Raw genomic sequence first — 24484 nt, 5'->3', positions numbered from 1 at the left:
GCCTCTAGACTCCGTGGCATGGCTACCGAGCGGCAGTCGGCCGATGCCGCGTTCGCGGCTCCGGGCACGCGGACGCGCTCCATCTGGCTGACGCAGCTCGTGCTGGCCGCCAGCGTGGTGATGCTGTGCGTGCTGGTGCTCATCCTGCAGCCGACGCTCTTCGCCCGGTGGAACTTCGCGCTCGGGATGCTGGCGCTGGTCGTCCTCACCATGGCGACGCTCGCCCTGCCCTGGGCCCGACTGCCGCGCAACGCCGCGCTCGCGGTGCCCTTCCTGGACGCGCTGGCGATCGGTCTGGTCGCCAGCGACACCGACCTGCGATTCGCCTTCCTGTGGGTGTTCCCGGTCATGTGGGTGGGCATGCACTTCCGCATCGTCTACCTCGCCGCCATGCTGGCGCTCGTCGGCACGATCCTGCTGATCGACTCCGCGCTGGCACCCGACGACCAGGCCTCGCTGCGCATCTTCACCGTGCTGCTGTCGCTCACCTTCATCGGGATCACCGCGCACCTGGCCATGCGGCAGACCCATGCGCTGCGTCGGCTCCTCGGGCGCCAGGCGGGGCGTCTCACCGTCGCCCTCGACCGTGCGTCGGCGCAGGAGCGCCGCACCAACGAGATCCTGAACGGCGTCGACACCGGCGTCGCCCGACTGTCGCCCTCGGGCGAGGTCCTCGCCGTCAACGAGGCCTACACGAGGCTGTACGGCCTCGACCCCCTCGACCCGAGTCTGCCCGCCCGGTCGGTGGAGTACACCGAGCTGCGGGGGATGCCGATGCCGCCGTCCTCGCGCCCGTTCGCCCGTGCGGCGCGCGGCGAGCTCTTCTCGGACGCGCGCGTGTGGCTGTTCACGCAGGACGGCGAGTGGCGGGTGCTGTCGGTCACGGCCAAGCCGCTGGCCGCCGCCGCCAACGAGGAGGCGAGCATTCTGCTCGTCGTCCACGACGTGACCGCGATCACTCACGCGCAGCGCGAGCGCGAGCGCCTGGCGGCGATGGCGTCGCACGAGCTGAAGCATCCGCTCACCGTCATGATCGGCAACGCGGAGCTCGCGCTCGAGACCGAGGATCTCAGCCCGCGCATGCGTCAGCGGCTGGAGGCGATCGTGAGCGCGAGCGAACGGATGCTGGACATGGCGAACAGCATGCTCTACACCTCCCGCACCGCGTTCGCGGCGCGGGAGTCGTTCGACGACCTCGACCTGCGCCAGATCGTCATCGACTCCGTCGACTCCTTCCGCGCGACTGCGAACACGCACGAGGTGGAGGTGTCCCTCGAGCTCGACGAGCGGCTGCCCGTGACGGCCGACGGCTTCCGGGTCCGGCAGGTCGTGGACAACCTCGTCAGCAACGCCATCAAGTACACCGGCCGCGACGGCCGCGTGCGCATCGTCGGCGAGGTCGAGGGCGACACGGTGTCGCTCGTCGTGTCGGACACGGGGATCGGCATCGGCCAGAGCGAGCTGCCCCACATCCTCACGCCGTACTTCCGCACCGAGCGAGCCAAGGAGACGGCCAGCGGCACGGGGCTCGGCCTCGGCATCACGCGGGAGATCGTCGCCGCGCACGGCGGCACGCTCTCGATCGACAGCGAAGCGGGCGTGGGCACGACGGTGTCGGTGCGTCTCCCGCGCAGCGTCCACGCTCACGCCTCGACCGGGACGGAGAGCCGCGCATGAGCTACCTCAGTGAACTCGCGGGGGCGAATCTCGGCGTCGCCCAAGCCGCGATCACGACGCTGGCCACGATGCTGACCATCGGCGTCGCCTTCCTCAGCAAGCCGAGTGTCGCCACCCTCTACTGGTCGTGCGGCCTGGCCCTGTCGATGGTGGCCACGCTCGGGGTCGTCGCGGGCGACCTCAACGACCTCGAGTCCCTCCGTCGCGCGTGCCTGGGCATCCTCCTGGGCGCTCCCGCCCTGCTGTGGTCCGGCTTCCGGGCATTCTGGGGCATGCGGCCGTTCGGCTGGATCGGACCGGTCTTCGGCGCTTCGGCCGGGGTGGCGCTGGCGACGGCGACCGACATCACGGTGTTCGTCGTCGCGTACCGGATGGCGTACTTCGGCGCTTCCGTCTTCGCGCTCCTCCTCTTCCTCGACTGGCTGCGGGTTCCCGCACGACGGCAGGACCGGGCGGTGCTGCCGCTCGCGATCGTCTCGGTGGCGTTCTTCGCCGCCGGGGTCGCCAGCCTCGGGGCGGGCGTGCTCTACCCGCCGTCCGGCGGCGACGACTTCGCGCTCCAGCGGCCGGTCTCGTCCGTCGGGATGCTGATCTACGTCGCGTGCGCGATGGTGGCGATCCTGGGCATCGCGATCAGGGACACCTCCTTCGCCCGCACACCCGCGACCCAGTCCGACTGGCACCGGTTCGAGGACGTCGCGGCCGATCGGCTGCGCCGGGCGCAGCGGACGGCCGAGTCGTGGTCGGTCGTCTACATTCAGCTCGACGACGCCGCCGACATCCGCCAGACGGCCGGCGCGGCGACGTTCGCCGCCCTGTCCGCCCGCCTCGAGAGAGAGGCGCGCGCGATCTTCCCCGCCGACTCCGAGGTCGGCACGCCCCCTGCCGCCGGGGGCACGGTCTTCCTCGTGCCGCGGCCCGACGCGGTCGTGCGCGACTGCCTGCGCGCCGTCCTCCAGCGGGTTCCGCAGCTCGACGTCGACGGACGGCTCGCGATCCGGCCGACCGCCAGTGCGGGGTGGGCCCCTGCCTCCGTCCTGGGCTACGACCTCGATGCGCTCGTGTACACCGCCCGCGAGGCGGCCGGCCTCGCCGCCGAGAAGGGCGGGGACCGGTGGGAGAAGGTGAGCGCGGCGCTGGTGGAGGGTCTTCTCAACCGGACGGAGCTGCGCTGAGCGCGCCCGCCGCGCACCGCGAGTGGATGCCGCGACCCCTCGTCAGGGGAGCGATCGCCGTGCGCGCGTCTGCTCCGCGCGCGAGCCGAGCAGCTCGTCGGTCGGGTACCCGACGCCGGTGAGGGTCAGCCCGCGGGCGGCGAGGACCTTGACCTCGGGGACGCGATCGCCCGCGTCGCGGATCTCGACGACGTCGTCGACGCCGAGCCGCCCCTCCCCCACAGCCACGCATGCGCCGACGAGGGCGCGCACCATGCTGTGGCAGAACGCGTCCGCCTTGACGTTGGCGATCAGGACGCCGGCGTCGTCGCGACGCCAGTCGAATTCGAAGAGCGTCCGGATCGTGGTCGCCTCCTCCCGCGGTTTGCAGTAGGCGGCGAAGTCGTGGAGTCCGACGAGGGCGCGGGCCGCGGCATCCATCGCCTGGGCATCCAGCCGCGCCCGCACCGAGGTGGTGCGGTGCCGCTCGAGCGGGTCGTAGCCCGACACGACGTCGGCGACGCGGTACGAGTAACGCCGCCACACGGCCGAGAACCTCGCATCGAACCCGGGCGCCGCCTCGACGGACCGGTTCACGACGACGTCCGAGTAGGCGCCGAGCACCCCGCTGACCCGTGCGGCGAGCGCGGCCACGGGATCCGCGGCCTCCCCCGCCGAAGCCCGCGCGCGTCCTGACCGCACGCGCTCCTCCTGCGCGTCGTCGAGATCGACGTGCGCGACTTGCGCGGTCGCGTGCACCCCCGCATCGGTGCGTCCGGCCACGACGAGTCGCGGGTCACCGCCGATGACGCGGCCGAGCGCAGCCTCGATCGTCTCTTGGACGGTGCGCAGTCCGGGCTGGCGCGCCCAGCCGCGGAAATGCGTGCCGTCGTAGGCGATGTCGAGGCGGAGGCGCACGCCCCCAGCCTATTCCGGCGGGGTCGCAGCCTCCGCCCGCGAGGGAGCCGGGGCCGGTCGAAGTGCCGTCGTAGAATGACTGCTTGCCTTGAGCACACCATGATGTCCGACGCACCCACCCTCCCCCAGAAGCGCTTCGCGGGCCTGGACGGCCTGCGAGCGGTGGCGGTCGTGCTCGTCGTCGTGTACCACCTGTTCCCTCCCGCTCTTCTGCCCGGCGGATTCATCGGGGTCGACGTGTTCTTCGTCATCAGCGGGTTCCTCATCACCACCCTCCTGCTTCGCGAGCACGACTCGACCGGCCGCATCCGACTGGGCGCCTTCTGGGTCAGGCGCGCCCGCCGCCTCCTTCCGGCGCTCGCCGTCGTGGTCACCGTCTGCTCGACGCTCGCTTGGCTCGTCGGCGGTGACGTCCTCCTGCGACTCGGCACGCAGGTGGTCGGTGCGGCGACGTTCAGCTACAACTGGCTGTCGATCGCCGGCGACACCGGGTACTTCGCCGGCGCGACCCCCGAGCTGTTCCGCAACTTCTGGTCGCTGGCGGTCGAGGAGCAGTTCTACGTCCTCTGGCCGCTCGTGCTCCCCCTCTTCCTGCTGCTGCCCCGCGGCGCCGCGCGCGTCGTCGCGGCACTGGCCCTCGCCGCCGCGTCGGCGGTGTGGATGGGTGCTGTCGTCGCGCAGGGCGGCGACCTGACCCGTGCGTACTTCGGCACGGACACGCACTCGTTCGGCATCCTCCTCGGCGTCGCGCTCGCCTTCGCGCTGATGCCGGTGCTTTCACGGCCGCCCCACTCGGACGCCGTCCCACTGCCCGGCGTCACCCTCCCCGCCGGCTGGAAGCTCGTGGTCCCCCCGACCGCGAGGACGCTCTCCCGACCGCGGTGGGTGGACCACCCCGCCACCCGCCGGGTGAGCGGGTGCCTCGGCATCCTGGCCCTCGCAGGGGTGGTCGCGATCGCGGCCACGCCCCGCACCGACGGCGCACTCACCTTCCCGGGCGCCCTGGTAGCCGCGAGCGTGTGCACGGCGGTCGCGATCGCCGCGGGCGTGTGGCCGCGCTCGTGGTTCGGACCTGCGCTCGATGTCCAGCCTCTGCGATGGATCGGCGATCGCTCGTACGGCATCTATCTGTGGCACTGGCCGCTCCTGGTGCTGGCGATGGCCGCCGTGCCCGGAACCGAGACGCCGGTGTGGATGGGGCTCGGCGTGCTCGCTGCGACTCTGGGGGCGGCCGAGCTCAGCTACCGCTTCGTGGAGACCCCGATCCGTCGGAAGGGGTTCCTCGCATCGCTGCGGAGCCTCGGCGGGCAGGCCCGTGCCGGCCGTCGCGGGATGGCGCGCGCCGCGACCGCAGGGCTCGTGGCCGTGCTCGCGCTCGGGGGGACGTCCGCCGCGATCGCGGCCGCACCGCGGACCTCGACCGGTGAGGCCGCGGTCACCGCCGGGCAGGCGGCGCTCGACCGTGCCACGGCATCCCCGACACCGACCGCGAGCGCCACCCCGTCGCCCGCCGAGACCGAGCCGCCCGCCGAGAGCCCGTCGCCGGAGCCCTCGCCGGTGCGCACGCAGCCCAACGGGCCCGTCACGACGAAGCCGTCGCCGACGCCGAGCCCGACACCGGTGACCGGAGACCAGGTGACCGCCGTGGGCGACTCGGTCATGCTCGCCTCGGCCCCGGGACTGCTCGAGACGCTCCCCGGGATCCAGATCGATGCCGAGGTGTCGCGCTCGATCTGGGCCGGGCCGGGGATCCTCGAGCGGCTCGCGGCGCAGGGTGCGCTGCGCCCGTACGTCGTGGTCGCGCTGGGCACCAACGGTCCCGTGGATGCGGGATCCCTCGATCGCATGGCCGAGATCGTCGGCCCCGACCGTCACCTCGTGCTCGTCAACGCCTACGCACCGCGCGATTGGATCCCGGGGGTGAACGGCGACCTCGCGGAGTTCGCCGCCGCGCACCCCGGTGTCGTCGTCGCCGATTGGTCCGGCGCGATCGCCCCACGCACGGACCTGCTCGCCGGAGACGCGATCCATCCGGGGGCCGCAGGAGGGCGCGTCTTCGCCGAGACCGTGGCGCGCACCGTCGACGCGATCGAGCGCGACCGCGCGCAGCGGCAGTACGAGAACGAGCTGCGCCTGTACCAGCGCCTGGCCGAGCGGCCGCTTCCCGTCGCGGAGTGAGGCCGACGGCCGCGACCCTGCCGCGACCCCGTCTCGTAGGCCCTCCTCCCCGCGGCGCATGACTCCTGCAGAACCTCGGCAACACGAGCCCGCATCGCCCGGCGGCGGTCTCCTCTGCGCCCGCGCGCCCGATGTGCAGAAGTTGTGCGCACGGGAATCGCTCGCGCGACAGCGCGGCGGCCATCAGGGGTGGGCGCGGACGACGTCGGCGAGGACCGACATCACTTCCTCCGGCCGGAAGAGGATGTCCTCGGCCAGCAGTCGCGCGGTCACGAAGCCGCGGCGAGCCGCCTCCTGATCCCGGCGGATGTCGCGACGACGCTGGTCCCAGTCGGAGTGATGCGCCCGGCTGTCGCACTCGAGGATCAGACGCTCGCCGACGAGGAAGTCCACGCGCCCGACACCGGCGATGCGCACCTGGGGGTCGAAGTCGGCACCGAGCATCCGCAGCATCAGGCGCACCAGCGTCTCCGGACCGGATTCCGCGCGCCCGTCCGCGAGTGCGAGCAGCACCTGGTATTTCGCGGGCAGCCGGCCGAAGATCTCCCGCAGTTCTCGCATCGATCGCAGGCCCTGGTTGAGGATGCTGTCCAGCGCAGCGACGACCTCTCGAGCGGTGAGCGCACCATCGTCCGGATCGCGTCGTCCAGGCACACCGCCTCGCGGTCCGCGCCCGAGGCGGCCACGCCCCGGTGGAGACAAACGCGGGCCCCGTGCATCCGTCGACTCCATCGTCGGCGGCGATCGCCCGGGGCGCGCAGGCGAGACATGCCCCGTTCGACATGAACATGGATGCGGCCGTCAGACACGACGAACACGCCTCGTGCCTCCAGCGCAGAGATGCACGACAGGAGCCCGCCGATCCTCACCGCCGTGTCGGCCGCAGGGTCGGGCACGGCGACGGTCAGCGTCGGGTGTATCCACGCTCTTGCCCGGCACGCCCGAGCGATCTGTGGATGCCGCACCCGGCCGAGACGCCTGGGGAGGAGCCGACACGCGCCTACGTCTTTCCGACCGTCCGCGCACAACTCCTGCAGTTCGCCGGCGCGGACGCGCCTCGGGCGGGCGATCCCGGCGTGTCGCGGACTCGCCGTCACGAGTTGCAGGAGTTATGCGCGCGGGCCGGCAGTCCGTGAACCGACGCCGGACGCAGCGAGACCCGCGGGCCCGAAGGCCCGCGGGTCTCGCGGTGCAAGGGTGGTCGCCGCAGCGACCTGCCGGGCGCGGACGCCCGGACGCCGATTACTCGGACTTCTCCTCGGCGGGAGCCTCGACGGCCTCCTCGGCCGCAGCCTCGGCGGCCGCGCCCTCCTCGGGCGACTCGGCGCCGGCCTCGGTGGCCGCGTCGTCGGTCGAGGTCTCCTCGGCGGGAGTCTCCTCGGCGGGGGTCTCCTCGGCGGGGGTCTCCTCGGCGGGGGTCTCCTCGGCGGCCGGAGCAGCCTTCGCGGGGGCAGTCCGCTTCGACGACTTCGCCTTCGGGGTCACGGGCTCGAGGACGAGCTCGATGACGGCCATGGGGGCGTTGTCGCCCTTGCGGTTGCCGACCTTCGTGATGCGGGTGTAGCCGCCCTCGCGGTCGGCCACCAGCGGTGCGATCTCGGTGAACAGGACGTGCACGACTTCCTTGTCACCGATGACCGACAGCACCCGGCGACGGGCGTGCAGGTCGCCGCGCTTGGCGAAGGTGATCAGGCGCTCGGCGAGCGGACGCAGGCGCTTGGCCTTGGTCTCGGTCGTCTTGATCGACTTGTGGGTGAACAGCGCGGCCGCGAGGTTGGCAAGCAGCAGGCGCTCGTGAGCCGGACCGCCGCCGAGGCGGGGACCCTTCGTGGGCTTGGGCATTCTCAGTTACTCCAGTGTCTTTAAGGTCGAAAGCCGAAACTCAGACGGTCTCGTCGTCGTATCCGCCGTAGAAGTGAGCGCCGTCGAACCCGGGGACCGAGTCCTTCAGCGACAGGCCGAGCGAGACGAGCTTGTCGCGCACCTCGTCGACCGACTTCTGACCGAAGTTGCGGATGTTCATGAGCTGCGTCTCCGACAGGGCGACGAGCTCCGACACGGTGTTGATGCCCTCGCGCTTGAGGCAGTTGTACGAACGGACCGAAAGGTCGAGGTCCTCGATCGGCATCGACAGCTCGTTCGACAGGACGGTCTCGACCGGCGCGGGGCCGATCTCGATGCCCTCGGCCTCGACGTTGAGCTCACGGGCCAGGCCGAAGAGCTCCGTCAGAGTGCGGCCGGCCGAAGCGACGGCGTCGCGCGGCGCGATCGACGGCTTGGTCTCGACATCCAGCACGAGCTTGTCGAAGTCGGTGCGCTCACCCGCACGCGTCGCGTCGACGCGGTACGAGACCTTGAGCACCGGCGAGTAGATCGAGTCGATCGGGATCTGACCGGCCTCGGCGTACTCGTTGCGGTTCTGGGTCGCCGAGACGTAGCCGCGGCCGCGCTCGATCGTGAGCTCCAGCTCGAACTTCGCGGTGTCGTTGAGCGTGGCGATGACCAGCTCGGGGTTGTGCACCTCGACACCGGCCGGGGCCGAGATGTCGGCGGCGGTGACCTCACCGGAGCCGGTCTTGCGGAGGTACGCGGTGATGGGCTCGTCGCGCTCGCTGGAGACGACCAGCTGCTTGATGTTGAGGATGATCTCGGTGACATCCTCCTTCACACCCGGGATGGTGCTGAACTCGTGGAGGACGCCGTCGATGCGGATCGACGTGACGGCCGCGCCGGGGATGGACGACAGGAGGCTGCGACGCAGCGCGTTGCCGATCGTGTAGCCGAAGCCGGGCTCCAGCGGCTCGATGACGAAGCGGCTGCGGAACTCCCCGATCTTCTCCTCGGTCAGAGTGGGACGCTGTGCGATGAGCACTATGTGTTCCTTTCGATCACGTGCCCGCTATATGACACGTGCGGTGGGTGAGGTGTTGAGTTTTTCTCTGGGATGCCGCGACCGGCCACGCGGGCAGCGCGGCCGGTGCGGCATCCGGAATCTGTGTCAGACGCGGCGGCGCTTGGGGGGACGGCAGCCGTTGTGGGCCTGCGGCGTCACGTCCTGGATCGAGCCGACCTCGAGGCCGGCGGCCTGGAGCGAGCGGATCGCGGTCTCGCGACCCGAGCCCGGGCCCTTGACGAAGACGTCGACCTTCTTGACGCCGTGCTCCTGCGCCTGGCGGGCGGCCGACTCCGCGGCCATGCCGGCGGCGTACGGCGTCGACTTGCGCGAGCCCTTGAAGCCCACTCCACCCGACGACGCCCAGCTGATGACGGCGCCCGACGGGTCGGTGATCGAGACGATCGTGTTGTTGAACGTCGACTTGATGTGGGCCTGGCCCAGCGCGATGTTCTTCTTCTCCTTGCGGCGCGGCTTGCGCGCGGCGGTCTTGGCCTGTGCCATGTGCGTGTTCTCCTAAACCCTGGGGCCGCGCCTTAGCGCGCCTTCTTCTTGCCGGCGACGGTGCGCTTCGGGCCCTTGCGGGTACGAGCGTTCGTCTTCGTGCGCTGACCGCGCACCGGGAGGCCGCGGCGGTGGCGCAGGCCCTCGTAGGAACCGATCTCGACCTTGCGGCGGATGTCGGCGGCCACCTCGCGGCGGAGGTCTCCCTCGACCTTGTAGTTGGCCTCGATGTGGTCGCGGAGGGCGATGAGCTGGTCGTCGCTGAGGTCCTTGACTCGGATGTTCTCGTCGATCTCCGTCGCCTTGAGGATCTCGTTCGAGCGGGTACGGCCCACGCCGTAGATGTACGTGAGGGCGATCACCACGCGCTTGTCGCGCGGGATGTCGACGCCGGCAAGACGTGCCATGCGGTTCTCCTAGGAGTGAGTGGAGGTGTGGAGCAGAGCCGGTGCCCGGGCCTCCGCCCGAGGTGTCCCCCGCGAACGGGTTCTGGTCCTGCCTGAGGTGTGTTCAGTTGTGGAGTCGGATGCGATCTCGCCGAGGCATCCGCAAGCCTGATCAGCCCTGACGCTGCTTGTGGCGGGGGTTGGACTTGCAGATGACCATGACGCGACCGTGACGACGGATGACCTTGCAGTGGTCGCAAATGGGCTTGACGGAGGGGTTGACCTTCATGATTTCCTGTTTCGCTGTCTTCGCCGGGCGCTTCCTGTACGGGATGCGGGGCGTTACTTCTCGACCGGTCTAGCGGTAGCGGTAGACGATGCGCCCGCGGGTGAGGTCGTAGGGGCTGAGCTCCACGACCACGCGGTCCTCGGGGATGATGCGGATGTAGTTCTGCCGCATCTTTCCCGAGATCGTGGCGAGCACCTTGTGGCCGTTGGTCAGCTCGACGCGGAACATCGCGTTGGGCAGAGCCTCGGACACGACGCCCTCGATCTCGATGACACCGTCTTTCTTCGCCATACGCTCGCTATCACTTGTGCAGGCCGGTCGGTCTGCGTTGGATGGGATTTGCGGTGCTTGGACACGCCGATAAAGGCGCAACGCACCAAAGATCAAGCATACGTGATATCGGATGCCTCGGCAAACCGACTCAGGAGCCGCCCAGACTCACGCGCGAGCGACCCGACCGATGCGATCTCAGTCGAACAGAGTCGCCAGCTGGCCTTGGGGGGGCAGCTGCGAATTCGAGATGACCTCGCCATTGACGGTGATCGTCGGAGTGCCGATGCCGTTTGCGCCGGGCTGCACGGGCGTGTCCTCCGTCATCGCTGTGACGTAGTCGGCGTAGACACCGTCGTTCACGCAGGACTCGATGCCGGTCACGCCAGCCGATTCCGCGATCTGCAAGATCTCTTCGTCGGTGAGTCCCGGCGTTCCCTCCTGCGGCTGGTTCGCGAACATCGCGTTCATGAAGGGAAGGGATGCCTCGGCATCCGCCACTGCCACGCAGTACATCGCATTGGCCGCACGCGTCGAGAAGTCGGTGCCCTGCGACCGGCTGTCGAGGATCGAGATCGGATGGATCGCCAGCGTGATGGATCCGTCGTCGACGAGGCTCGAGATCTCGCCGCCGTAGACCTCTTCGAACTGGTTGCAGACGGGGCACATGAAGTCGATGTAGGTGCCCAAGGTGTCGTCGGCCTCGCCGACCAGGATGGCACCCGTTCCGGCGTCGATGTTCGATGCGGAGGGTGTCTGCCCCGGCTCCGGGTCGACCGCCTGGTTGTTCAGCGTCACGACGAGGACCGCGACGACCACGAGAGCAGCGACGACGCCGACGCTCACCCAGATGGCGAACCAGTTGACCTTGCGTGGACTCTCAGCCATTGTGCACTCCTCAGACGATCTCGGTCGGCGTCACGCCGAAGGGCGCGAGACCCGCCGCGCCGCCGTCGGGCGCGGTGAGCACCCAGATACCCCCAGCGTGCACGGCGACGCTATGTTCCCAATGTGAGCCGGCCGTGCCGTCGAGCGTCGAGACCGTCCACCCGTCGTCCTCGACGAACGTCTCCTGGTCGCCGATGACGACCATCGGCTCGATCGCGAGCACGAGGCCGGGACGCACCTCCGGCCCCGGGTCGGCCACGCGGTAGTTGAAGACGGACGGCGACTCGTGCATCTTGCGGCCGATGCCGTGGCCGACGTACTCCCGCAGGATCCCGTAGCCGGGCTCGGGAGCGTTGGCCTCGATGTGCTCCTGGATGGCCGCTCCCACCTCGCCGAGGTGGCGGGCGGTGGCGAGCCTCGCGATGCCCGCCCACAGCGACCCCTCGGTCACGTCGGACAGGCGCCGCCGTTCGGCCACGATGTCGGGCCGCTGCGGATCGTCGAGCACGACGGTGAACGCGGAGTCTCCGTTCCAGCCCTTGTACTCGGCGCCCGCGTCGATCGACAGGATGTCTCCGGGGGCGAGCTCGCGGGATCCGGGGATGCCGTGCACGACCTGCTCGTTCACCGACGCGCAGATCGTGTGACGGTACCCCCGCACCATCTGGAAGTTGGACTTCGCACCGCGCGCGGTGATGACGGCGGATGCCGCGGCATCCAGTTCACCGGTCGTCACCCCGGGAGCGACCAGCTCGCGGACGGCGTCGAGAGCCGCCGCGGTGATGAGTCCCGGTTCGACCATCGCGCGCAGCTGCGCGGGCGACTTGTAGATCGAGCGTCGCAACGACACGGCTCAGGCCGCGGCGGGACCGAACAGCCCCCGCGCCTCGAGCGCGGCGAGGATGCGGTCGGTGATCTCGTCGAGCGAGCCGACGCCGTCAATCTCGTCGACGATGCCGCGCGTGTGGTAGACGCCGAGGATCGGCGCGGTCTCGCGCTCGTAGATGGCCAGGCGGTTGGCGATGACCTCTTCGGTGTCGTCGGTGCGACCCTGCTCCCGTGCGCGCAGCGACAGACGCGAGATGCTCTCGTCGCGCGGCACGCTCAGCTCGATGACGGCGTCGAGGGTCTCACCGCGCCCCTCGAGGAACTCATCGAGGTGGGCCACCTGGCTGATGTTGCGCGGATAGCCGTCGAGCAGGAATCCGCCCTCGGCGTCGGACTGCGACAGACGGTCGCGGACGACCGCACTGGTGAGCTCGTCCGAGACGAGGTCGCCGGCCTCGATGACCGACTGGACCTGCTGGCCGAGCTCGGACCCGTCGGCGACGGCGGCGCGGAACACGTCCCCGGTCGAGACGGCGGGGATGCCGAGCTCGCGCGCGATGCGCACACCCTGCGTGCCCTTGCCCGAGCCCTGGGGGCCGACGATGAGGAGTCGTGCGTCGGTCATCGCAGAAGCCCTTCGTAGTGCCGCTGCTGCAGCTGCGCGTCGATCTGCTTCACCGTCTCCAGACCCACGCCGACGATGATGAGGATCGAGGCGCCGCCGAACGGGAAGTTCTGGTTCGCACCGACGGTCGCCAGCGCGATCAGCGGGAGGAGCGCGATGGCGCCGAGGTACAGCGAGCCGGGCAGCGTGATGCGCGTGAGGACGTAGTCGAGGTACTCGGCCGTCGGGCGCCCTGCGCGGATGCCCGGGATGAAGCCGCCGTACTTCTTCATGTTGTCGGCGACCTCGACCGGGTTGAACGTGATCGCGACGTAGAAGTACGTGAAGCCGACGATGAGGAGGAAGTACACCGCCATGTAGATCGGGTTGTCGCCGTTGGTGAAATACTGCTGGATCCAGGCGACCCACGGCGCGATCTGGTTGTTCTCGTCGGGCTGCGCGTTGAACTGCGCGATGAGCGCGGGGATGTACAGCAGCGACGAGGCGAAGATGACGGGCACGACGCCGGCCATGTTCACCTTGATCGGGATGTAGGTGTTCGTGCCGCCGTACGTGCGCCGGCCGACCATGCGCTTGGCGTACTGCACCGGGATGCGCCGCTGCGACTGCTCGACGAACACGACGAGCGCCACGACGACGATGCCGACCGCGAGGACGAGCAGGAAGACCTCGAAGCCGCGCGACTGCCAGATCGCCCACATGGCCGCCGGGAAGGTCGCGGCGATCGAGGTGAAGATCAGCAGCGACATGCCGTTGCCGATGCCGCGCTCGGTGACCAGCTCGGCGAACCACATGATGAGGCCGGTGCCGGCGGTCATCGTGATGATGATGAGGAGCTGGGCCCACCAGATGTCGTTGGTGAGCAGCTGCTCGCACTCGGGCACACCCGTGGACGGGAACAGCTGACCGCTGCGCGCGACCGTCACGAGGGTGGTCGACTGCAGCAGCGCCAGGGCGATCGTGAGGTAGCGCGTGTACTGCGTCAGCTTCGCCTGGCCCGACTGGCCCTCCTTGTAGAGGGTCTCGAAGTGCGGGATGACCACGCGCAGCAGCTGCACGATGATCGTCGCGGTGATGTACGGCATGACGCCGAGCGCGAAGATCGACAGCTGCAGGAGCGCACCGCCCGAGAACAGGTTGACCAGCGACAGCAGGCCCTCGGTGCTTCCGGTCTGCTGCAGGCACGACTGCACGTTCGGGAAGTCGACGAACGGCGCCGGGACGTGAGCGCCGAGGCGGTACAGGGCGATGATCGCCAGGGTGAATGCGATCTTCCGCCGAAGGTCGGGAGTGCGGAAGACCCGCGCGATGGCGCTGAACAAGAGGATGCCTCCAGAAGGGATGCCGGCACGCACGGCGACGCACCGACGTCCAGGGTAACCCAGTGGGGGCCGGAGCAAGCTCCGGCCCCCACTGTGCGTACTACTTGACGGTGCCGCCCGCGGCGACGATCTTCTGCTCAGCCGAGCCGGAGACCTTGTCGACCGACACGTTGAGCTTCACCGAGATGTCGCCGGTGCCGAGCACCTTGACCTTCTCGTTCTTGCGGACCGCGCCCTTGGCGACGAGGTCGCCGACGGTCACGTCTCCGCCGGACGGGTAGAGCTCCGCCAGCTTCTCGAGGTTCACGACCTGGTACTCCACGCGGAACGGGTTCTTGAACCCGCGCAGCTTCGGGGTGCGCATGTGCAGCGGCATCTGACCGCCCTCGAAGCCGACCTTGACCTGGTAGCGGGCCTTGGTGCCCTTCGTTCCGCGGCCGGCCGTCTTGCCCTTCGAGCCCTCACCGCGACCCACGCGGGTCTTGGCGGTGTTGGCGCCGGGGACAGGACGCAGGTGGTGCACCTTGAGGACACCCGGGCGGGATGCCGGAGCATCCGCCTTCTTCGCGGGGGCCTTCTTGGCAGGAGCCTTCTTGGCGGGCGCCTTCTCGGCCTTCTCCGCGGCGTCGGCCTTGTCGGCCTTCGGCGCGGCTGCCTTCGCGGGCGCCTTCTTCTCAGCGGTCGCCTTCGAAGCGGCGGGCTTCTTGGCCGCCTTCTCCTCGACGGCCTCGTTCTTCTCGGCCTTCTCAGCCATCAGTCGATCTCCTCAACCTTCACGAGGTGGGCGACGGTCTTGACGTAACCGCGCGTCTGCGCGTCGTCGGGACGGACGACCGAGTCGCCGATCCGCTTCAGACCCAGCGAACGCAGCGTGTCGCGCTGGTTCTGCTTCTCGCTCACCTTGGACTTGACCTGGGTCACCTTCAGGCGCGCAGCCATCAGACACCTGCCTTCGCAGCAGCCGCGGCCTCGGCCTCGGCACGGACGAGACGGGCGGGGGCGACCTGGTCGAAGTCGAGGCCGCGACGCGCGGCGACCGCACGGGGCTCCTCGAGCTGCTTCAGCGCCTCCACCGTCGCGTGGACGATGTTGATCGTGTTGGACGAACCGAGCGACTTCGACAGCACGTCGTGGATGCCGGCGCACTCGAGCACGGCGCGCACGGGACCACCGGCGATGACACCGGTACCCGCGGCAGCCGGACGAAGGAGCACGACACCGGCCGCGGCCTCACCCTGCACCGGGTGCGGGATGGTCGAGCCGACACGGGGCACGCGGAAGAAGTTGCGCTTGGCCTCTTCGACGCCCTTCGAGATCGCCAGGGGGACCTCGCGGGCCTTGCCGTAGCCGACGCCCACGACGCCGTTGCCGTCACCGACGACAACGAGTGCGGTGAAGCTGAATCGGCGACCGCCCTTGACGACCTTCGACACGCGGTTGATCGTGACGACGCGCTCGAGGAACTGGCTCTTGTCGGCGTCACGCGAACCGCGGTCGCGGTTCGGGTTGCGCTCGCGACCACCGCGACGCGGCTCGCGCTCGCGCTCGGCGGGCGCTTCGGTCGTGGCGGCAGCGGGCTGCTCGGTCACTTCGGTCTCCACGTTGTTGTTGGTTGTTTCGCTCACAGGTTCAGACCTCCTTCGCGAGCGCCGTCGGCGATCGCCGCGACACGGCCCGCGTAGCGGTTGCCACCGCGGTCGAACACGACGTCCGAGATGCCGGCCGCCTTGGCTCGCTCGGCGACGAGCTCGCCGACCTTGCGGGCCTTGGCGGTCTTGTCACCGTCGAACGTGCGCAGATCGGTCTCGAGGGTCGACGCCGAGGCCACGGTGCGGCCCTTGCTGTCGTCCACGACCTGCACGAAGACGTGGCGGGCCGAGCGGGTGACGACGAGGCGCGGACGCAGCTCGGTGCCGACGACCTTCTTGCGAAGGCGGGCGTGACGACGCGCGCGCGCGTCGGTCTTCGACTTCACAGCCATGGTTACTTACCAGCCTTTCCGGCCTTGCGCCGCACGACCTCGCCGGCGTAGCGCACACCCTTGCCCTTGTACGGCTCGGGCTTGCGGATCTTGCGGATGTTGGCAGCCGCCTCGCCGACGGCCTGCTTGTCGATGCCGCTCACGGTGACCTTGTTGTTGCCTTCGACCGTGAACGAGATGCCCGCGGGCGGATCGACCAGGACGGGGTGCGAGAAGCCGAGGGCGAACTCGATCGAGCTGCCCTTCTGCGCCACGCGGTAACCCGTGCCGACGACCTCGAGGCCCTTGGTGTAGCCCTGCGTGACACCGATGATGTTGTTGTTGATGAGCGTTCGGGTCAGGCCGTGCAGCGAGCGCGACGAGCGCTCGTCGTCGGGACGGGTCACGACGACCTGACCCTCTTCGACCTTGACCTCGATGGGGCGCGCCACGGTGAGCGAGAGCTCGCCCTTGGGGCCCTTGACGGCGACATCCTGTCCGTCGACCGAAACGGTCACGCCGGCGGGGATGTCGATGGGAAGTCGTCCGATTCGCGACATGTCAGATCACCACACGTAGGCGAGGACTTCCCCACCCACGCCCTTCTGCTCGGCCTGGCGGTCGGTGAGGAGACCGGAGGAGGTGGACAGGATGGCGACGCCGAGCCCGCCGAGGACGCGGGGGATCTCGGTCGACTTCGCGTAGACGCGCAGACCGGGCTTGGAGACGCGCTTGATGCCGGCGATCGACCGCTCGCGGTTCGGGCCGTACTTCAGGGTCATGGTGAGGGTCTGGCCGACACGGGCGTCGGAGACCTCCCAGCCGGCGATGTAGCCCTCCTGCTGGAGGATCTCGGCGATGTGCGTCTTGAGCTTCGAGCTCGGCAGCGACACGCTGTCGTGGTGCGCCGAGTTCGCGTTGCGCAGACGGGTCAGCATGTCTGCGACCGGGTCTGTCATTGTCATTTCTTGTTTCCCTTGTTCATGAGGTTTCGACTGCCGTTACACGACAGGCGACCTTCGATGTGTTCCGATGCGCCGGCCGCACCCAGGAGGCGACGACCGACTCGCATCGGGGTCAGGCCTGCGCGTCCTCGCTGCGGAACGGGAAGCCGAGGTGACGCAGGAGCGCGCGGCCTTCGGCATCCGTCTTCGCCGACGTCACGACCGTGATGTCGAAGCCGCGGACGCGGTCGATCTTGTCCTGGTCGATCTCGTGGAACACAGCCTGCTCCTGGAGACCGAACGTGTAGTTGCCGTGGCCGTCGAACTGCTTGGCCGACAGGCCGCGGAAGTCGCGGATACGGGGCAGGGCGAGGTTGACCAGGCGGTCGATGAACTCCCAGGCACGGTCGCCGCGGAGGGTGACGTGCGCGCCGATCGCCTGTCCTTCGCGCAGCTTGAACTGCGCGATCGACTTGCGGGCCTTGGTGACGACCGGCTTCTGGCCGGTGATCTTGGTGAGGTCGTCGACCGCGCCATCGATCACCTTGCTGTCGCGAGCCGCCTCGCCGACGCCGGTGTTCACCACGACCTTGACCAGGCCGGGGATCTGCATGACGTTGGCGTAGCCGAACTCGTCCTGCAGCTGCGACTTGATCTCGGTGTTGTACTTCTGCTTCAGGCGGGGCTGGATCTTGCCAGCCTCCACGGCAGTGGTGGTGCTCATGTTCAGAGGTCCTTGCCTGACTTCTTCGCGTAGCGCACGCGGACGGTGCGCTTCACGCCGTCCTTCGTCTGCTCCTCGACACGGTGGCCGACACGGGTCGGCTTCTTGGTCGAGGGGTCGACGAGTGCGACGTTGGAGATGTGGATCGGGGCTTCCATCGTCTCGATGCCGCCCGTCTTGGTGCCGCGCTGGCTCTGGCCGACGCGGTTGTGCTTGGTGACGTAGTTCACGCCCTCGACGATGACGCGGTTCTGCTCGGTGAGGACCTCGAGGACCTTGCCCTGCTTGCCGCGGTCGCCGCCCTTGTCCTGCTTCTTGCCAGTGAGGACCTGAACCAGGTCGCCCTTCTTGATCTTGGCCATGGGTCAGATCACCTCCGGTGCGAGCGAGACGATCTTCATGAACTTCCTGTCGCGGAGCTCACGACCGACCGGTCCGAAGATGCGGGTGCCACGGGGCTCCCCGTCGTTCTTCAGGATGACGGCGGCGTTCTCGTCGAACTTGATGTACGAGCCGTCGGGACGACGGGTCTGCTTGACGGTGCGGACGACGACGGCCTTGACCACGTCGCCCTTCTTGACGTTTCCGCCCGGGATCGCGTCCTTCACCGTGGCCACGATGATGTCGCCCAGACCGGCGTACCGGCGGTGCGAGCCACCGAGCACGCGGATCGTGAGCAGCTCCTTGGCGCCGGTGTTGTCGGCGACCTTGAGGCGGGACTCTTGCTGAATCACTTGTTACTCCTTGGGTTCCAAGCAGGCCGGGGCCTTACTTGGCCTTCTCGAGGATCTCGACCAGGCGCCAGCGCTTGGTCGCGCTCAGCGGGCGGGTCTCGTTGATGAGGACGAGGTCGCCGATGCCGGCGGTGTTTCCCTCGTCGTGCGCCTTGACCTTCGACGTGCGACGGATGACCTTGCCGTAGAGGGGGTGCTTCACGCGGTCCTCGACCTCGACGACGATCGTCTTGTCCATCTTGTCGCTCACGACGTAGCCGCGGCGGGCCTTGCGGTAGCCGCGGGCGTTCTCGTCGCGCACGTCGTGCGCGGCGGACTCGTGCCCGGCGACCTGCGCCTTGACCTCGGCCTCGGCGGCCGAAGCCTTGGGGGCCGCGGCCTTCTTGGCGGGTGCCTTCTTCTCGGTGGTCTCAGCCATCACTCGGCCTCTTCCTTCACGGCCGTGTCGGCGGCATCCGCCTTCTTGGCCTTCGTCTTCTTCGCCTTCGTCGCCGTCTCCAGCGGCGCGGGCGTGGCACGGATGCCGAGCTCGCGCTCACGGATCACGGTGTAGAGCCGCGCGATGTCGCGCTTGACCGCACGGATGCGGCCGTGGCTCTCGAGCTGGCCGGTGGCCGACTGGAAGCGCAGGTTGAACAGCTCTTCCTTGGCCTTGCGCAGCTCTTCGACCAGGCGCTGGTCTTCGAACGTGTCGAGCTCGCTCGGAGCGAGCGTCTTGGTGCCGATCGCCATTACGCGTCGCCCTCCTCGCGCTTGATGATGCGTGCCTTGAGAGGCAGCTTGTGGATGGCACGGGTCAGGGCCTCGCGAGCGAGCTCCTCGTTGACTCCGGCGACCTCGAAGAGGACGCGACCCGGCTTGACGTTCGCGACCCACCACTCGGGCGAGCCCTTGCCGGAACCCATGCGGGTCTCGGCCGGCTTCTTCGTGAGCGGACGGTCGGGGTAGATGTTGATCCACACCTTGCCGCCACGCTTGATGTGACGCGTCATCGCGATACGAGCGGACTCGATCTGACGGTTGGTCACATAAGCGGGCGTGAGTGCCTGGATGCCGAACTCGCCGAAGGAGACCTTCGTGCCGCCGGTGGCCTGGCCATCGCGCTTGGGGTGGTGCTGCTTGCGGTACTTGACCTTGCGGGGGATAAGCATTACGCCGATGCTCCTTCTGCGACGGGGGCCTCGCTGCGGGGCCCGCGACGCGGACGGTCGTCACGACGACGGTCCGACTTCGGCGCGTTGGCCTGCTCGCGCGCGAGCTCCTTGTTGGTCAGGTCGCCCTTGTAGATCCAGACCTTCACGCCGATGCGGCCGAAGGTGGTCTTGGCCTCGTAGAAGCCGTAGTCGATGTTCGCGCGCAGCGTGTGCAGCGGCACACGACCCTCGCGGTAGAACTCCGAACGGCTCATCTCGGCGCCGCCGAGGCGGCCGGAGACCTGGATGCGGACGCCCTTGGCGCCGGCGCGCTGCGCGCCCTGCAGGCCCTTGCGCATCGCGCGGCGGAAGGCCACGCGAGCGCTGAGCTGCTCGGCGATGCCCTGCGCGACGAGCTGGGCGTCGGCCTCGGGGTTCTTCACCTCGAGGATGTTCAGCTGGATCTGCTTGCCGGTGAGCTTCTCGAGGTCGGCGCGGATGCGCTCGGCCTCGGCGCCGCGGCGACCGATCACGATGCCCGGGCGGGCGGTGTGGATGTCGACGCGGACGCGATCACGCGTGCGCTCGATCTCGATGTTGCTGACGCCCGCGCGGTCGAGCGAGGTCGTCAGCAGACGACGGATCTTGATGTCCTCGGCGACGTAGTCGGCGTAGCGCTGTCCGGGCTTCGTCGAGTCCGAGAACCAACGCGACACGTGGTCCGTGGTGATGCCGAGGCGGAAGCCGTACGGGTTGACCTTCTGGCCCATTACTTGCTCGCCTTCTTCGTCTGGGCAGCCGGGGCCGCCTCGGCGACCTCGGGCGTCGAGAGCACGACCGTGATGTGGCTCGTGCGCTTCTTGATCTGGAATGCGCGACCCTGGGCGCGGGGCTGGAAACGCTTGAGCGTCGTGCCCTCGTCGACGTACGCGTTCTTCACGTACAGGTCGGCCTCGTCCAGGTACTCGCCGTCCTTGTCGGCCTTCACGCGAGCGTTCGCGATCGCCGAGGCGACGAGCTTGTAGATCGGCTCGCTCGCACCCTGCGGCGCGAACTTGAGGATGGCCAGGGCCTCCTCGACCTGCTTGCCCTTGATGAGGGCGACGACACGACGAGCCTTCTGAGGGGTCACGCGGATGTGTCGCACACGTGCGATGGACTCCACCATTTCTCTCTCCTCTTTCGTCCCCGCGTCAGCGGCGACGGCCCTTCTTGTCGTCCTTCACGTGGCCGCGGAAGGTGCGGGTGGGCGCGAACTCGCCCAGCTTGTGTCCGACCATGGTCTCGGTCACGAACACGGGGATGTGCTTGCGACCGTCGTGCACGGCGATCGTGTGGCCCAGCATGGCGGGCACGATCATCGAGCGACGCGACCACGTCTTGATGACGTTCTTGGTACCGGCTTCGTTCTGCGAGACGACCTTGCGAAGCAGGTGCTCGTCGACGAAGGGGCCCTTCTTGAGACTGCGTGGCATCTTCCTCTACTCCTACTTGCGCTTCTTGCCGGCGTTGCGACGGCGAACGATGTACTTGTCGCTTTCCTTGTTCGCGTGGCGGGTGCGGCCTTCGGCCTGGCCCCACGGCGTCACAGGGTGGCGACCACCGGAGGTCTTGCCCTCGCCACCACCGTGCGGGTGGTCGACGGGGTTCATCGCGACGCCGCGGACGGTCGGGCGGATGCCCTTCCAGCGGTTGCGACCGGCCTTGCCCCAGTTGATGTTCGACTGCTCGGCGTTGCCGACCTCGCCGATGGTCGCGCGGCAGCGCGCATCGACGTTGCGGATCTCGCCCGAGGGCAGACGCAGCTGGGCGTAGGGGCCGTCCTTCGCCACGAGGCGGACGGACGCACCGGCGGAGCGCGCCATTTTCGCGCCGCCGCCGGGGCGGAGCTCGATCGCGTGGATCACGGTACCGGTGGGGATGTTCTTCAGCGGCAGGTTGTTGCCGGGCTTGATGTCGGCCGAGGGACCCGACTCGACGATGTCGCCCTGCTGCAGCTTGTTCGGGGCGAGGATGTAGCGCTTCTCGCCGTCGAAGTAGTGCAGGAGCGCGATGCGCGCCGTGCGGTTGGGGTCGTACTCGATGTGCGCGACCTTGGCGTTGACGCCGTCCTTGTCGTTGCGACGGAAGTCGATGACGCGGTACTGGCGCTTGTGCCCGCCGCCGATGTGGCGGGTGGTGATGCGGCCCTGGTTGTTGCGGCCACCGGTCTTGGCGAGCGGGCGGAGGAGCGACTTCTCAGGCGTCGATCGGGTGATCTCGGCGAAGTCGGCCACCGACGAGCCGCGGCGACCCGGGGTCGTGGGCTTGTACTTGCGAATAGCCATATCTCTAGTCCTCTATCCCGACCGTCAGCCGACTGCCGTGAAGATGTCGATGGTGCCCGACTTCAGGGTCACGATGGCGCGCTTGGTGTCCTTGCGCTTGCCGGTGCCGAAGCGGGTGCGGCGGGCCTTGCCGACGCGGTTGATCGTGTTGACCGCAGCCACCTTGACGCCGAAGATCTTCTCGATCGCGAGCTTGATCTCGGTCTTGGAGGCGCGCGGGTCCACGAGGAACGTGTACTTGCCCTCGTCGATGAGCCCGTAGCTCTTCTCGGAGACGACCGGCTTGAGGATGATGTCGCGCGGGTCCTTGTTCACGGCGGTCATGCCGAGACCTCCTCGGTGGCGCCGGTCTTCGAGGCGACGAACGCGTCGAAGGCGGCCTTGGTGAAGACGATGTCGTCGGAGACGAGCACGTCGTAGGCGTTGAGCTGGTCGGCGTACAGCACGTGGACGTACGCGAGGTTGCGCACGCTCAGGATGCTGAGCTCGTCGTCACGCGTGATGACGACCAGCACGTTCTTGGTCGGGGCGAGCGACGCCAGGACCGCGGCAGCGGCCTTGGTCGACGGCGCGCCCTCGATGCCGAAGGAGTCGACGACGTGCAGTCGGTCGCCGCGGGCACGGTCGCTGAGCGCGCCCAGGAGGGCGGCCGCGATCATCTTCTTGGGCGTGCGCTGGGCGTAGTCGCGCGGCTTCGGGCCGTGGACGATGCCACCGCCGGTCATGTGCGGCGCGCGGATCGAACCCTGGCGGGCGTTACCCGTGCCCTTCTGCTTGAAGGGCTTGCGGCCGGCGCCCGAGACCTCACCGCGACGCTTGGTCGAGTGGGTGCCCTGGCGAGCCGCGGCGCGCTGCGCCACGACGACCTGGTGGATGAGCGGGATGTTCGTCTTGACGTCGAACAGAGCGGCGGGCAGCTCAACGGAGCCGGCCTTCTTGCCGTCTGCCTTCACGACGTCGAGCGCGAGAGTCGAGTCAGCCATGAGTTCAGGCACCCTTCACTGCGTTGCGGACGTAGACGATGCGGCCGCGGGCACCGGGGACGGCGCCCTTGACGAGCAGCAGACCCTTCTCGGCGTCGACGGCGTGCACCGTGAGGTTGAGGACGGTCACGCGCTCGCCGCCCATGCGGCCGGCCATGCGCATGCCCTTGAAGACGCGGCTCGGGGTCGACGAGGCGCCGATCGAACCGGGCTTGCGGTGGTTGCGGTGCGCACCGTGCGAGGCGGAGACGCCCTTGAAGTTGTGGCGCTTCATGACACCGGCGGTGCCCTTGCCCTTGCTGGTGCCGACGACGTCGATCAGCTGGCCGGCCTCGAAGACGCCGTCCACCGTGAGCTCCTGACCGAGTGAGTAGTCAGCAGCATCCGCGGTGCGGATCTCGGTGAGGTGACGACGGGGGGTCACACCGGCGGCCTCGAAGTGGGCCGTCTGCGGCTTGTTGACCTTGCGGGGGTCGATCTGGCCGTAGGCGATCTGGACGGCCTTGTAGCCGTCCTTCTCGGGCGTGCGGACCTGGGTGACCACGTTCGGCGCGACCTCGATGACGGTGACGGGAACGAGCTTGCCGTTCTCGTCCCAGACCTGGGTCATGCCGAGCTTGGTGCCCAGCAGTCCCTTGGAAATCTTGTTGTTGATGTCAGCCATGTCGAACCTCAGAGCTTGATCTCGATGTTGACGTCGGCCGGCAGGTCGAGGCGCATCAGGGAGTCGACGGCCTTGGGCGTCGGGTCGATGATGTCGATCAGACGCTTGTGGGTGCGCATCTCGAAGTGCTCGCGGCTGTCCTTGTACTTGTGGGGCGACCGGATGACGCACACGACGTTCTTCTCGGTCGGAAGGGGCACGGGGCCCACGACGGTCGCGCCCGCACGGGTCACGGTGTCGACGATCTTGCGCGCCGAGCTGTCGAGGCCGGCGTGATCGTACGACTTCAGGCGAATGCGGATCTTCTGTCCCGCCATTGTCTGCTCACTCTCTTTCTCGCGTCTTACCGTTCCGGGTTCCCCGGAGGCATTGGACGCACGATGGCGCTTGCGCGCCGTGGCACTTCTGCACCGCTTGCGCAGTGCGTTGCTGCACCGCTGTTCTGATGTCAATCCGGATGCCGCGCCGAAGCGCCGCTCCCGGCATCCGCTCCCCCGCCCGGGCACAAGAGGAACGCTCTCGTGATGGAGGGGGTTTGAGATGTGGTGGTTCTGCTGCCCGCGGCCTAGGACCCTGCGCTTCCGCGCCGCCTATGCACTGCCCTGGCAGTGATCCGGAGCACGCCGAAAGACGTGCCGGAATGTGGAACCTCGCTAGTCTACGTGTCGCCCGGGCGTGTCGCAAACTCGGGCGTGTCGCACGACCGCTATCCTAGGCTGCTTCCCAGGGGCGGCGCGTCACTTCCACGAAGAAGCGGCCCGGGCTGGACGCCACGGGCCGCTGTCAGGCTTCGAACGCGCTACTCGTTGCCGATGGACTTGTCGATGCTGTCGCGCACGCCGTCGACGTGCTGGTCGACGCTGTCGGGTGCGATCTTCTTGACGAAGTCCGCCGCAGCATCGAGCACGTTGTCGCTGACGCCCTCGGCCTGGTCGGACTTGATGACGTCGTCGATCTTGTCCTTGTTCTGCTCGAGGAAGTCCTTGCCTTGATTGACCAGGTCGTCGATACCCATCTTCTGCTCCTTCGGCGCCCCCCGTGGGCGTACTCCGCAATTCTGGCGGTCCGGGGCTTCCGACGGAA

Annotated in this window: 36 protein-coding genes; 3 read left to right on the top strand and 33 right to left on the bottom strand. The window is 68.7% G+C overall.

The window, feature by feature from the left end:
* Positions 1-18 precede the first annotated feature (18 nt).
* Positions 19-1677 carry a sensor histidine kinase gene (locus tag ACFQ0P_RS09335; protein WP_204978439.1) on the top strand — a complete coding sequence of 553 codons (1659 nt, stop codon included), beginning with the start codon at positions 19-21 and terminating at the stop codon, positions 1675-1677.
* Positions 1674-2852: a GGDEF domain-containing protein gene (locus tag ACFQ0P_RS09330; RefSeq protein WP_204978438.1), complete on the top strand. Its 1179-nt coding sequence runs from the start codon at positions 1674-1676 to the stop codon at positions 2850-2852. Before ACFQ0P_RS09335 ends, ACFQ0P_RS09330 begins: the two co-directional genes overlap by 4 nt.
* 42 nt (positions 2853-2894) lie before the next feature.
* Here the strand turns inward: ACFQ0P_RS09330 and truA are convergent, their stop codons facing one another.
* Positions 2895-3749, bottom strand: a complete 855-nt coding sequence (gene truA / locus ACFQ0P_RS09325) for a tRNA pseudouridine(38-40) synthase TruA (protein WP_204978437.1) — start codon at positions 3747-3749, stop codon at positions 2895-2897.
* A 102-nt stretch (positions 3750-3851) separates the two neighbouring features.
* Here truA and ACFQ0P_RS09320 point away from each other — a divergent pair, with 102 nt between their 5' ends.
* Entirely contained in the window at positions 3852-5927 is a 2076-nt protein-coding gene (locus ACFQ0P_RS09320) for an acyltransferase family protein (protein WP_204978436.1), read from the top strand.
* Positions 5928-6110: 183 nt separating this feature from the next.
* On the opposite strand, the gene ACFQ0P_RS09315 is transcribed toward ACFQ0P_RS09320, so the two are convergent.
* From ACFQ0P_RS09315 to ACFQ0P_RS09160, 32 genes are all read right to left on the bottom strand, one after another.
* Positions 6111-6581: a DUF559 domain-containing protein gene (locus ACFQ0P_RS09315; RefSeq protein ID WP_204978435.1), complete on the bottom strand. Its 471-nt coding sequence runs from the start codon at positions 6579-6581 to the stop codon at positions 6111-6113.
* A gap of 588 nt (positions 6582-7169) precedes the next feature.
* Complete coding sequence (gene rplQ, locus ACFQ0P_RS09310) at positions 7170-7769, bottom strand: 50S ribosomal protein L17 (RefSeq protein ID WP_204978434.1); 600 nt, start codon at positions 7767-7769, stop codon at positions 7170-7172.
* Positions 7770-7809: 40 nt separating this feature from the next.
* Entirely contained in the window at positions 7810-8799 is a 990-nt protein-coding gene (locus ACFQ0P_RS09305; protein ID WP_204978433.1) for a DNA-directed RNA polymerase subunit alpha, read from the bottom strand.
* Positions 8800-8925: 126 nt separating this feature from the next.
* Positions 8926-9324, bottom strand: a complete 399-nt coding sequence (gene rpsK, locus ACFQ0P_RS09300) for a 30S ribosomal protein S11 (protein ID WP_056117708.1) — start codon at positions 9322-9324, stop codon at positions 8926-8928.
* A 32-nt stretch (positions 9325-9356) separates the two neighbouring features.
* Positions 9357-9731 (bottom strand): 30S ribosomal protein S13, encoded by a 375-nt coding sequence (rpsM, locus tag ACFQ0P_RS09295; RefSeq protein WP_204978432.1) that lies wholly within the window; start codon positions 9729-9731, stop codon positions 9357-9359.
* Between the two features lie 151 nt (positions 9732-9882).
* A complete protein-coding gene (gene rpmJ / locus ACFQ0P_RS09290; RefSeq protein ID WP_005050492.1) occupies positions 9883-9999 on the bottom strand; it encodes a 50S ribosomal protein L36 in 117 nt (38 codons plus the stop codon).
* A gap of 69 nt (positions 10000-10068) precedes the next feature.
* Entirely contained in the window at positions 10069-10290 is a 222-nt protein-coding gene (gene infA / locus ACFQ0P_RS09285) for a translation initiation factor IF-1 (protein WP_005050493.1), read from the bottom strand.
* Between the two features lie 177 nt (positions 10291-10467).
* A complete protein-coding gene (locus ACFQ0P_RS09280; protein WP_204978431.1) occupies positions 10468-11157 on the bottom strand; it encodes a DsbA family protein in 690 nt (229 codons plus the stop codon).
* Positions 11158-11167: 10 nt separating this feature from the next.
* Positions 11168-12007 carry a type I methionyl aminopeptidase gene (map, locus tag ACFQ0P_RS09275; RefSeq protein ID WP_204978430.1) on the bottom strand — a complete coding sequence of 280 codons (840 nt, stop codon included), beginning with the start codon at positions 12005-12007 and terminating at the stop codon, positions 11168-11170.
* 3 nt (positions 12008-12010) lie between these two features.
* Positions 12011-12610 carry an adenylate kinase gene (locus tag ACFQ0P_RS09270; protein ID WP_204978429.1) on the bottom strand — a complete coding sequence of 200 codons (600 nt, stop codon included), beginning with the start codon at positions 12608-12610 and terminating at the stop codon, positions 12011-12013.
* Positions 12607-13932: a preprotein translocase subunit SecY gene (secY, locus tag ACFQ0P_RS09265; protein ID WP_204978428.1), complete on the bottom strand. Its 1326-nt coding sequence runs from the start codon at positions 13930-13932 to the stop codon at positions 12607-12609. Before secY ends, ACFQ0P_RS09270 begins: the two co-directional genes overlap by 4 nt.
* Before the next feature lie 100 nt (positions 13933-14032).
* Positions 14033-14686, bottom strand: coding sequence for a 50S ribosomal protein L15 (gene rplO / locus ACFQ0P_RS09260; RefSeq protein ID WP_204978427.1), 654 nt, complete (start codon positions 14684-14686; stop codon positions 14033-14035).
* On the bottom strand, positions 14686-14871 hold the full coding sequence (gene rpmD / locus ACFQ0P_RS09255) for a 50S ribosomal protein L30 (protein WP_023954062.1): 186 nt from the start codon (positions 14869-14871) through the stop codon (positions 14686-14688). Before rpmD ends, rplO begins: the two co-directional genes overlap by 1 nt.
* Positions 14871-15521, bottom strand: a complete 651-nt coding sequence (gene rpsE, locus ACFQ0P_RS09250; protein WP_378772377.1) for a 30S ribosomal protein S5 — start codon at positions 15519-15521, stop codon at positions 14871-14873. Before rpsE ends, rpmD begins: the two co-directional genes overlap by 1 nt.
* A 32-nt stretch (positions 15522-15553) precedes the next feature.
* Positions 15554-15913, bottom strand: a complete 360-nt coding sequence (rplR, locus tag ACFQ0P_RS09245; protein ID WP_204978425.1) for a 50S ribosomal protein L18 — start codon at positions 15911-15913, stop codon at positions 15554-15556.
* A 2-nt stretch (positions 15914-15915) separates the two neighbouring features.
* A complete protein-coding gene (rplF, locus tag ACFQ0P_RS09240; RefSeq protein WP_204978424.1) occupies positions 15916-16452 on the bottom strand; it encodes a 50S ribosomal protein L6 in 537 nt (178 codons plus the stop codon).
* A 6-nt stretch (positions 16453-16458) separates the two neighbouring features.
* The gene (rpsH, locus tag ACFQ0P_RS09235; RefSeq protein WP_204978423.1) at positions 16459-16857 is read right to left on the bottom strand and encodes a 30S ribosomal protein S8; all 399 of its coding nucleotides are present in this window, start codon (positions 16855-16857) and stop codon (positions 16459-16461) included.
* 112 nt (positions 16858-16969) lie between these two features.
* Positions 16970-17560, bottom strand: coding sequence for a 50S ribosomal protein L5 (rplE, locus tag ACFQ0P_RS09230; RefSeq protein ID WP_204978422.1), 591 nt, complete (start codon positions 17558-17560; stop codon positions 16970-16972).
* 2 nt (positions 17561-17562) lie between these two features.
* Positions 17563-17922 (bottom strand): 50S ribosomal protein L24, encoded by a 360-nt coding sequence (gene rplX / locus ACFQ0P_RS09225; RefSeq protein ID WP_204978421.1) that lies wholly within the window; start codon positions 17920-17922, stop codon positions 17563-17565.
* Between the two features lie 3 nt (positions 17923-17925).
* A complete protein-coding gene (gene rplN / locus ACFQ0P_RS09220; protein ID WP_204978420.1) occupies positions 17926-18294 on the bottom strand; it encodes a 50S ribosomal protein L14 in 369 nt (122 codons plus the stop codon).
* Positions 18295-18328: 34 nt separating this feature from the next.
* Positions 18329-18712: a 30S ribosomal protein S17 gene (gene rpsQ, locus ACFQ0P_RS09215; RefSeq protein ID WP_204978419.1), complete on the bottom strand. Its 384-nt coding sequence runs from the start codon at positions 18710-18712 to the stop codon at positions 18329-18331.
* Positions 18712-19026: a 50S ribosomal protein L29 gene (gene rpmC, locus ACFQ0P_RS09210; protein ID WP_179437246.1), complete on the bottom strand. Its 315-nt coding sequence runs from the start codon at positions 19024-19026 to the stop codon at positions 18712-18714. The genes rpsQ and rpmC overlap by 1 nt, the downstream gene beginning before the upstream one ends.
* Positions 19026-19445: a 50S ribosomal protein L16 gene (rplP, locus tag ACFQ0P_RS09205; RefSeq protein WP_045275476.1), complete on the bottom strand. Its 420-nt coding sequence runs from the start codon at positions 19443-19445 to the stop codon at positions 19026-19028. Before rplP ends, rpmC begins: the two co-directional genes overlap by 1 nt.
* Complete coding sequence (gene rpsC / locus ACFQ0P_RS09200; RefSeq protein WP_204978418.1) at positions 19445-20197, bottom strand: 30S ribosomal protein S3; 753 nt, start codon at positions 20195-20197, stop codon at positions 19445-19447. The genes rplP and rpsC overlap by 1 nt, the downstream gene beginning before the upstream one ends.
* Positions 20197-20595: a 50S ribosomal protein L22 gene (rplV, locus tag ACFQ0P_RS09195; RefSeq protein WP_204978417.1), complete on the bottom strand. Its 399-nt coding sequence runs from the start codon at positions 20593-20595 to the stop codon at positions 20197-20199. Before rplV ends, rpsC begins: the two co-directional genes overlap by 1 nt.
* A gap of 25 nt (positions 20596-20620) precedes the next feature.
* Positions 20621-20902, bottom strand: a complete 282-nt coding sequence (gene rpsS, locus ACFQ0P_RS09190) for a 30S ribosomal protein S19 (protein ID WP_204978416.1) — start codon at positions 20900-20902, stop codon at positions 20621-20623.
* Positions 20903-20914: 12 nt separating this feature from the next.
* Positions 20915-21754 carry a 50S ribosomal protein L2 gene (gene rplB, locus ACFQ0P_RS09185; RefSeq protein WP_204978415.1) on the bottom strand — a complete coding sequence of 280 codons (840 nt, stop codon included), beginning with the start codon at positions 21752-21754 and terminating at the stop codon, positions 20915-20917.
* Between the two features lie 24 nt (positions 21755-21778).
* Positions 21779-22078, bottom strand: coding sequence for a 50S ribosomal protein L23 (gene rplW, locus ACFQ0P_RS09180; protein ID WP_204978414.1), 300 nt, complete (start codon positions 22076-22078; stop codon positions 21779-21781).
* A complete protein-coding gene (gene rplD, locus ACFQ0P_RS09175) occupies positions 22075-22737 on the bottom strand; it encodes a 50S ribosomal protein L4 (RefSeq protein WP_204978413.1) in 663 nt (220 codons plus the stop codon). The genes rplW and rplD overlap by 4 nt, the downstream gene beginning before the upstream one ends.
* A 4-nt stretch (positions 22738-22741) precedes the next feature.
* Positions 22742-23401, bottom strand: a complete 660-nt coding sequence (gene rplC / locus ACFQ0P_RS09170) for a 50S ribosomal protein L3 (protein WP_204978412.1) — start codon at positions 23399-23401, stop codon at positions 22742-22744.
* Positions 23402-23409: 8 nt separating this feature from the next.
* Positions 23410-23718: a 30S ribosomal protein S10 gene (rpsJ, locus tag ACFQ0P_RS09165; RefSeq protein WP_013584016.1), complete on the bottom strand. Its 309-nt coding sequence runs from the start codon at positions 23716-23718 to the stop codon at positions 23410-23412.
* A gap of 482 nt (positions 23719-24200) precedes the next feature.
* Complete coding sequence (locus tag ACFQ0P_RS09160; RefSeq protein ID WP_204978411.1) at positions 24201-24416, bottom strand: hypothetical protein; 216 nt, start codon at positions 24414-24416, stop codon at positions 24201-24203.
* Positions 24417-24484: the final 68 nt, after the last annotated feature.

Origin of the sequence: Microbacterium insulae, from assembly GCF_042677065.1 — a bacterium.
Taxonomy (GTDB): domain Bacteria; phylum Actinomycetota; class Actinomycetes; order Actinomycetales; family Microbacteriaceae; genus Microbacterium; species Microbacterium insulae.
This window is presented reverse-complemented; position numbering and strand designations above follow the sequence as displayed.

Coding starts and splice junctions, on each gene's coding strand:
- ACFQ0P_RS09335 (WP_204978439.1), top strand. CDS start 19: ATGGCTACCGAGCGGCAGTCGGCCGATGCCGCGTTCGCGGCTCCGGGC.
- ACFQ0P_RS09330 (WP_204978438.1), top strand. CDS start 1,674: ATGAGCTACCTCAGTGAACTCGCGGGGGCGAATCTCGGCGTCGCCCAA.
- ACFQ0P_RS09320 (WP_204978436.1), top strand. CDS start 3,852: ATGTCCGACGCACCCACCCTCCCCCAGAAGCGCTTCGCGGGCCTGGAC.
- rplQ (WP_204978434.1), bottom strand. CDS start 7,769: ATGCCCAAGCCCACGAAGGGTCCCCGCCTCGGCGGCGGTCCGGCTCAC.
- rpsK (WP_056117708.1), bottom strand. CDS start 9,324: ATGGCACAGGCCAAGACCGCCGCGCGCAAGCCGCGCCGCAAGGAGAAG.
- rpsM (WP_204978432.1), bottom strand. CDS start 9,731: ATGGCACGTCTTGCCGGCGTCGACATCCCGCGCGACAAGCGCGTGGTG.
- rpmJ (WP_005050492.1), bottom strand. CDS start 9,999: ATGAAGGTCAACCCCTCCGTCAAGCCCATTTGCGACCACTGCAAGGTC.
- infA (WP_005050493.1), bottom strand. CDS start 10,290: ATGGCGAAGAAAGACGGTGTCATCGAGATCGAGGGCGTCGTGTCCGAG.
- ACFQ0P_RS09280 (WP_204978431.1), bottom strand. CDS start 11,157: ATGGCTGAGAGTCCACGCAAGGTCAACTGGTTCGCCATCTGGGTGAGC.
- ACFQ0P_RS09270 (WP_204978429.1), bottom strand. CDS start 12,610: ATGACCGACGCACGACTCCTCATCGTCGGCCCCCAGGGCTCGGGCAAG.
- rplO (WP_204978427.1), bottom strand. CDS start 14,686: ATGGCTGAGAAGGCCGAGAAGAACGAGGCCGTCGAGGAGAAGGCGGCC.
- rpmD (WP_023954062.1), bottom strand. CDS start 14,871: ATGGCTGCGCGCCTGAAGGTGACCCAGGTCAAGTCCAAGGTGAGCGAG.
- rplR (WP_204978425.1), bottom strand. CDS start 15,913: ATGGCTGTGAAGTCGAAGACCGACGCGCGCGCGCGTCGTCACGCCCGC.
- rplF (WP_204978424.1), bottom strand. CDS start 16,452: ATGTCGCGAATCGGACGACTTCCCATCGACATCCCCGCCGGCGTGACC.
- rpsH (WP_204978423.1), bottom strand. CDS start 16,857: ATGACAATGACAGACCCGGTCGCAGACATGCTGACCCGTCTGCGCAAC.
- rplE (WP_204978422.1), bottom strand. CDS start 17,560: ATGAGCACCACCACTGCCGTGGAGGCTGGCAAGATCCAGCCCCGCCTG.
- rplX (WP_204978421.1), bottom strand. CDS start 17,922: ATGGCCAAGATCAAGAAGGGCGACCTGGTTCAGGTCCTCACTGGCAAG.
- rpsQ (WP_204978419.1), bottom strand. CDS start 18,712: ATGGCTGAGACCACCGAGAAGAAGGCACCCGCCAAGAAGGCCGCGGCC.
- rpmC (WP_179437246.1), bottom strand. CDS start 19,026: ATGGCGATCGGCACCAAGACGCTCGCTCCGAGCGAGCTCGACACGTTC.
- rplP (WP_045275476.1), bottom strand. CDS start 19,445: ATGCTTATCCCCCGCAAGGTCAAGTACCGCAAGCAGCACCACCCCAAG.
- rpsC (WP_204978418.1), bottom strand. CDS start 20,197: ATGGGCCAGAAGGTCAACCCGTACGGCTTCCGCCTCGGCATCACCACG.
- rplV (WP_204978417.1), bottom strand. CDS start 20,595: ATGGTGGAGTCCATCGCACGTGTGCGACACATCCGCGTGACCCCTCAG.
- rpsS (WP_204978416.1), bottom strand. CDS start 20,902: ATGCCACGCAGTCTCAAGAAGGGCCCCTTCGTCGACGAGCACCTGCTT.
- rplB (WP_204978415.1), bottom strand. CDS start 21,754: ATGGCTATTCGCAAGTACAAGCCCACGACCCCGGGTCGCCGCGGCTCG.
- rplW (WP_204978414.1), bottom strand. CDS start 22,078: ATGACCGCCGTGAACAAGGACCCGCGCGACATCATCCTCAAGCCGGTC.
- rplD (WP_204978413.1), bottom strand. CDS start 22,737: ATGGCTGACTCGACTCTCGCGCTCGACGTCGTGAAGGCAGACGGCAAG.
- rplC (WP_204978412.1), bottom strand. CDS start 23,401: ATGGCTGACATCAACAACAAGATTTCCAAGGGACTGCTGGGCACCAAG.
- rpsJ (WP_013584016.1), bottom strand. CDS start 23,718: ATGGCGGGACAGAAGATCCGCATTCGCCTGAAGTCGTACGATCACGCC.
- ACFQ0P_RS09160 (WP_204978411.1), bottom strand. CDS start 24,416: ATGGGTATCGACGACCTGGTCAATCAAGGCAAGGACTTCCTCGAGCAG.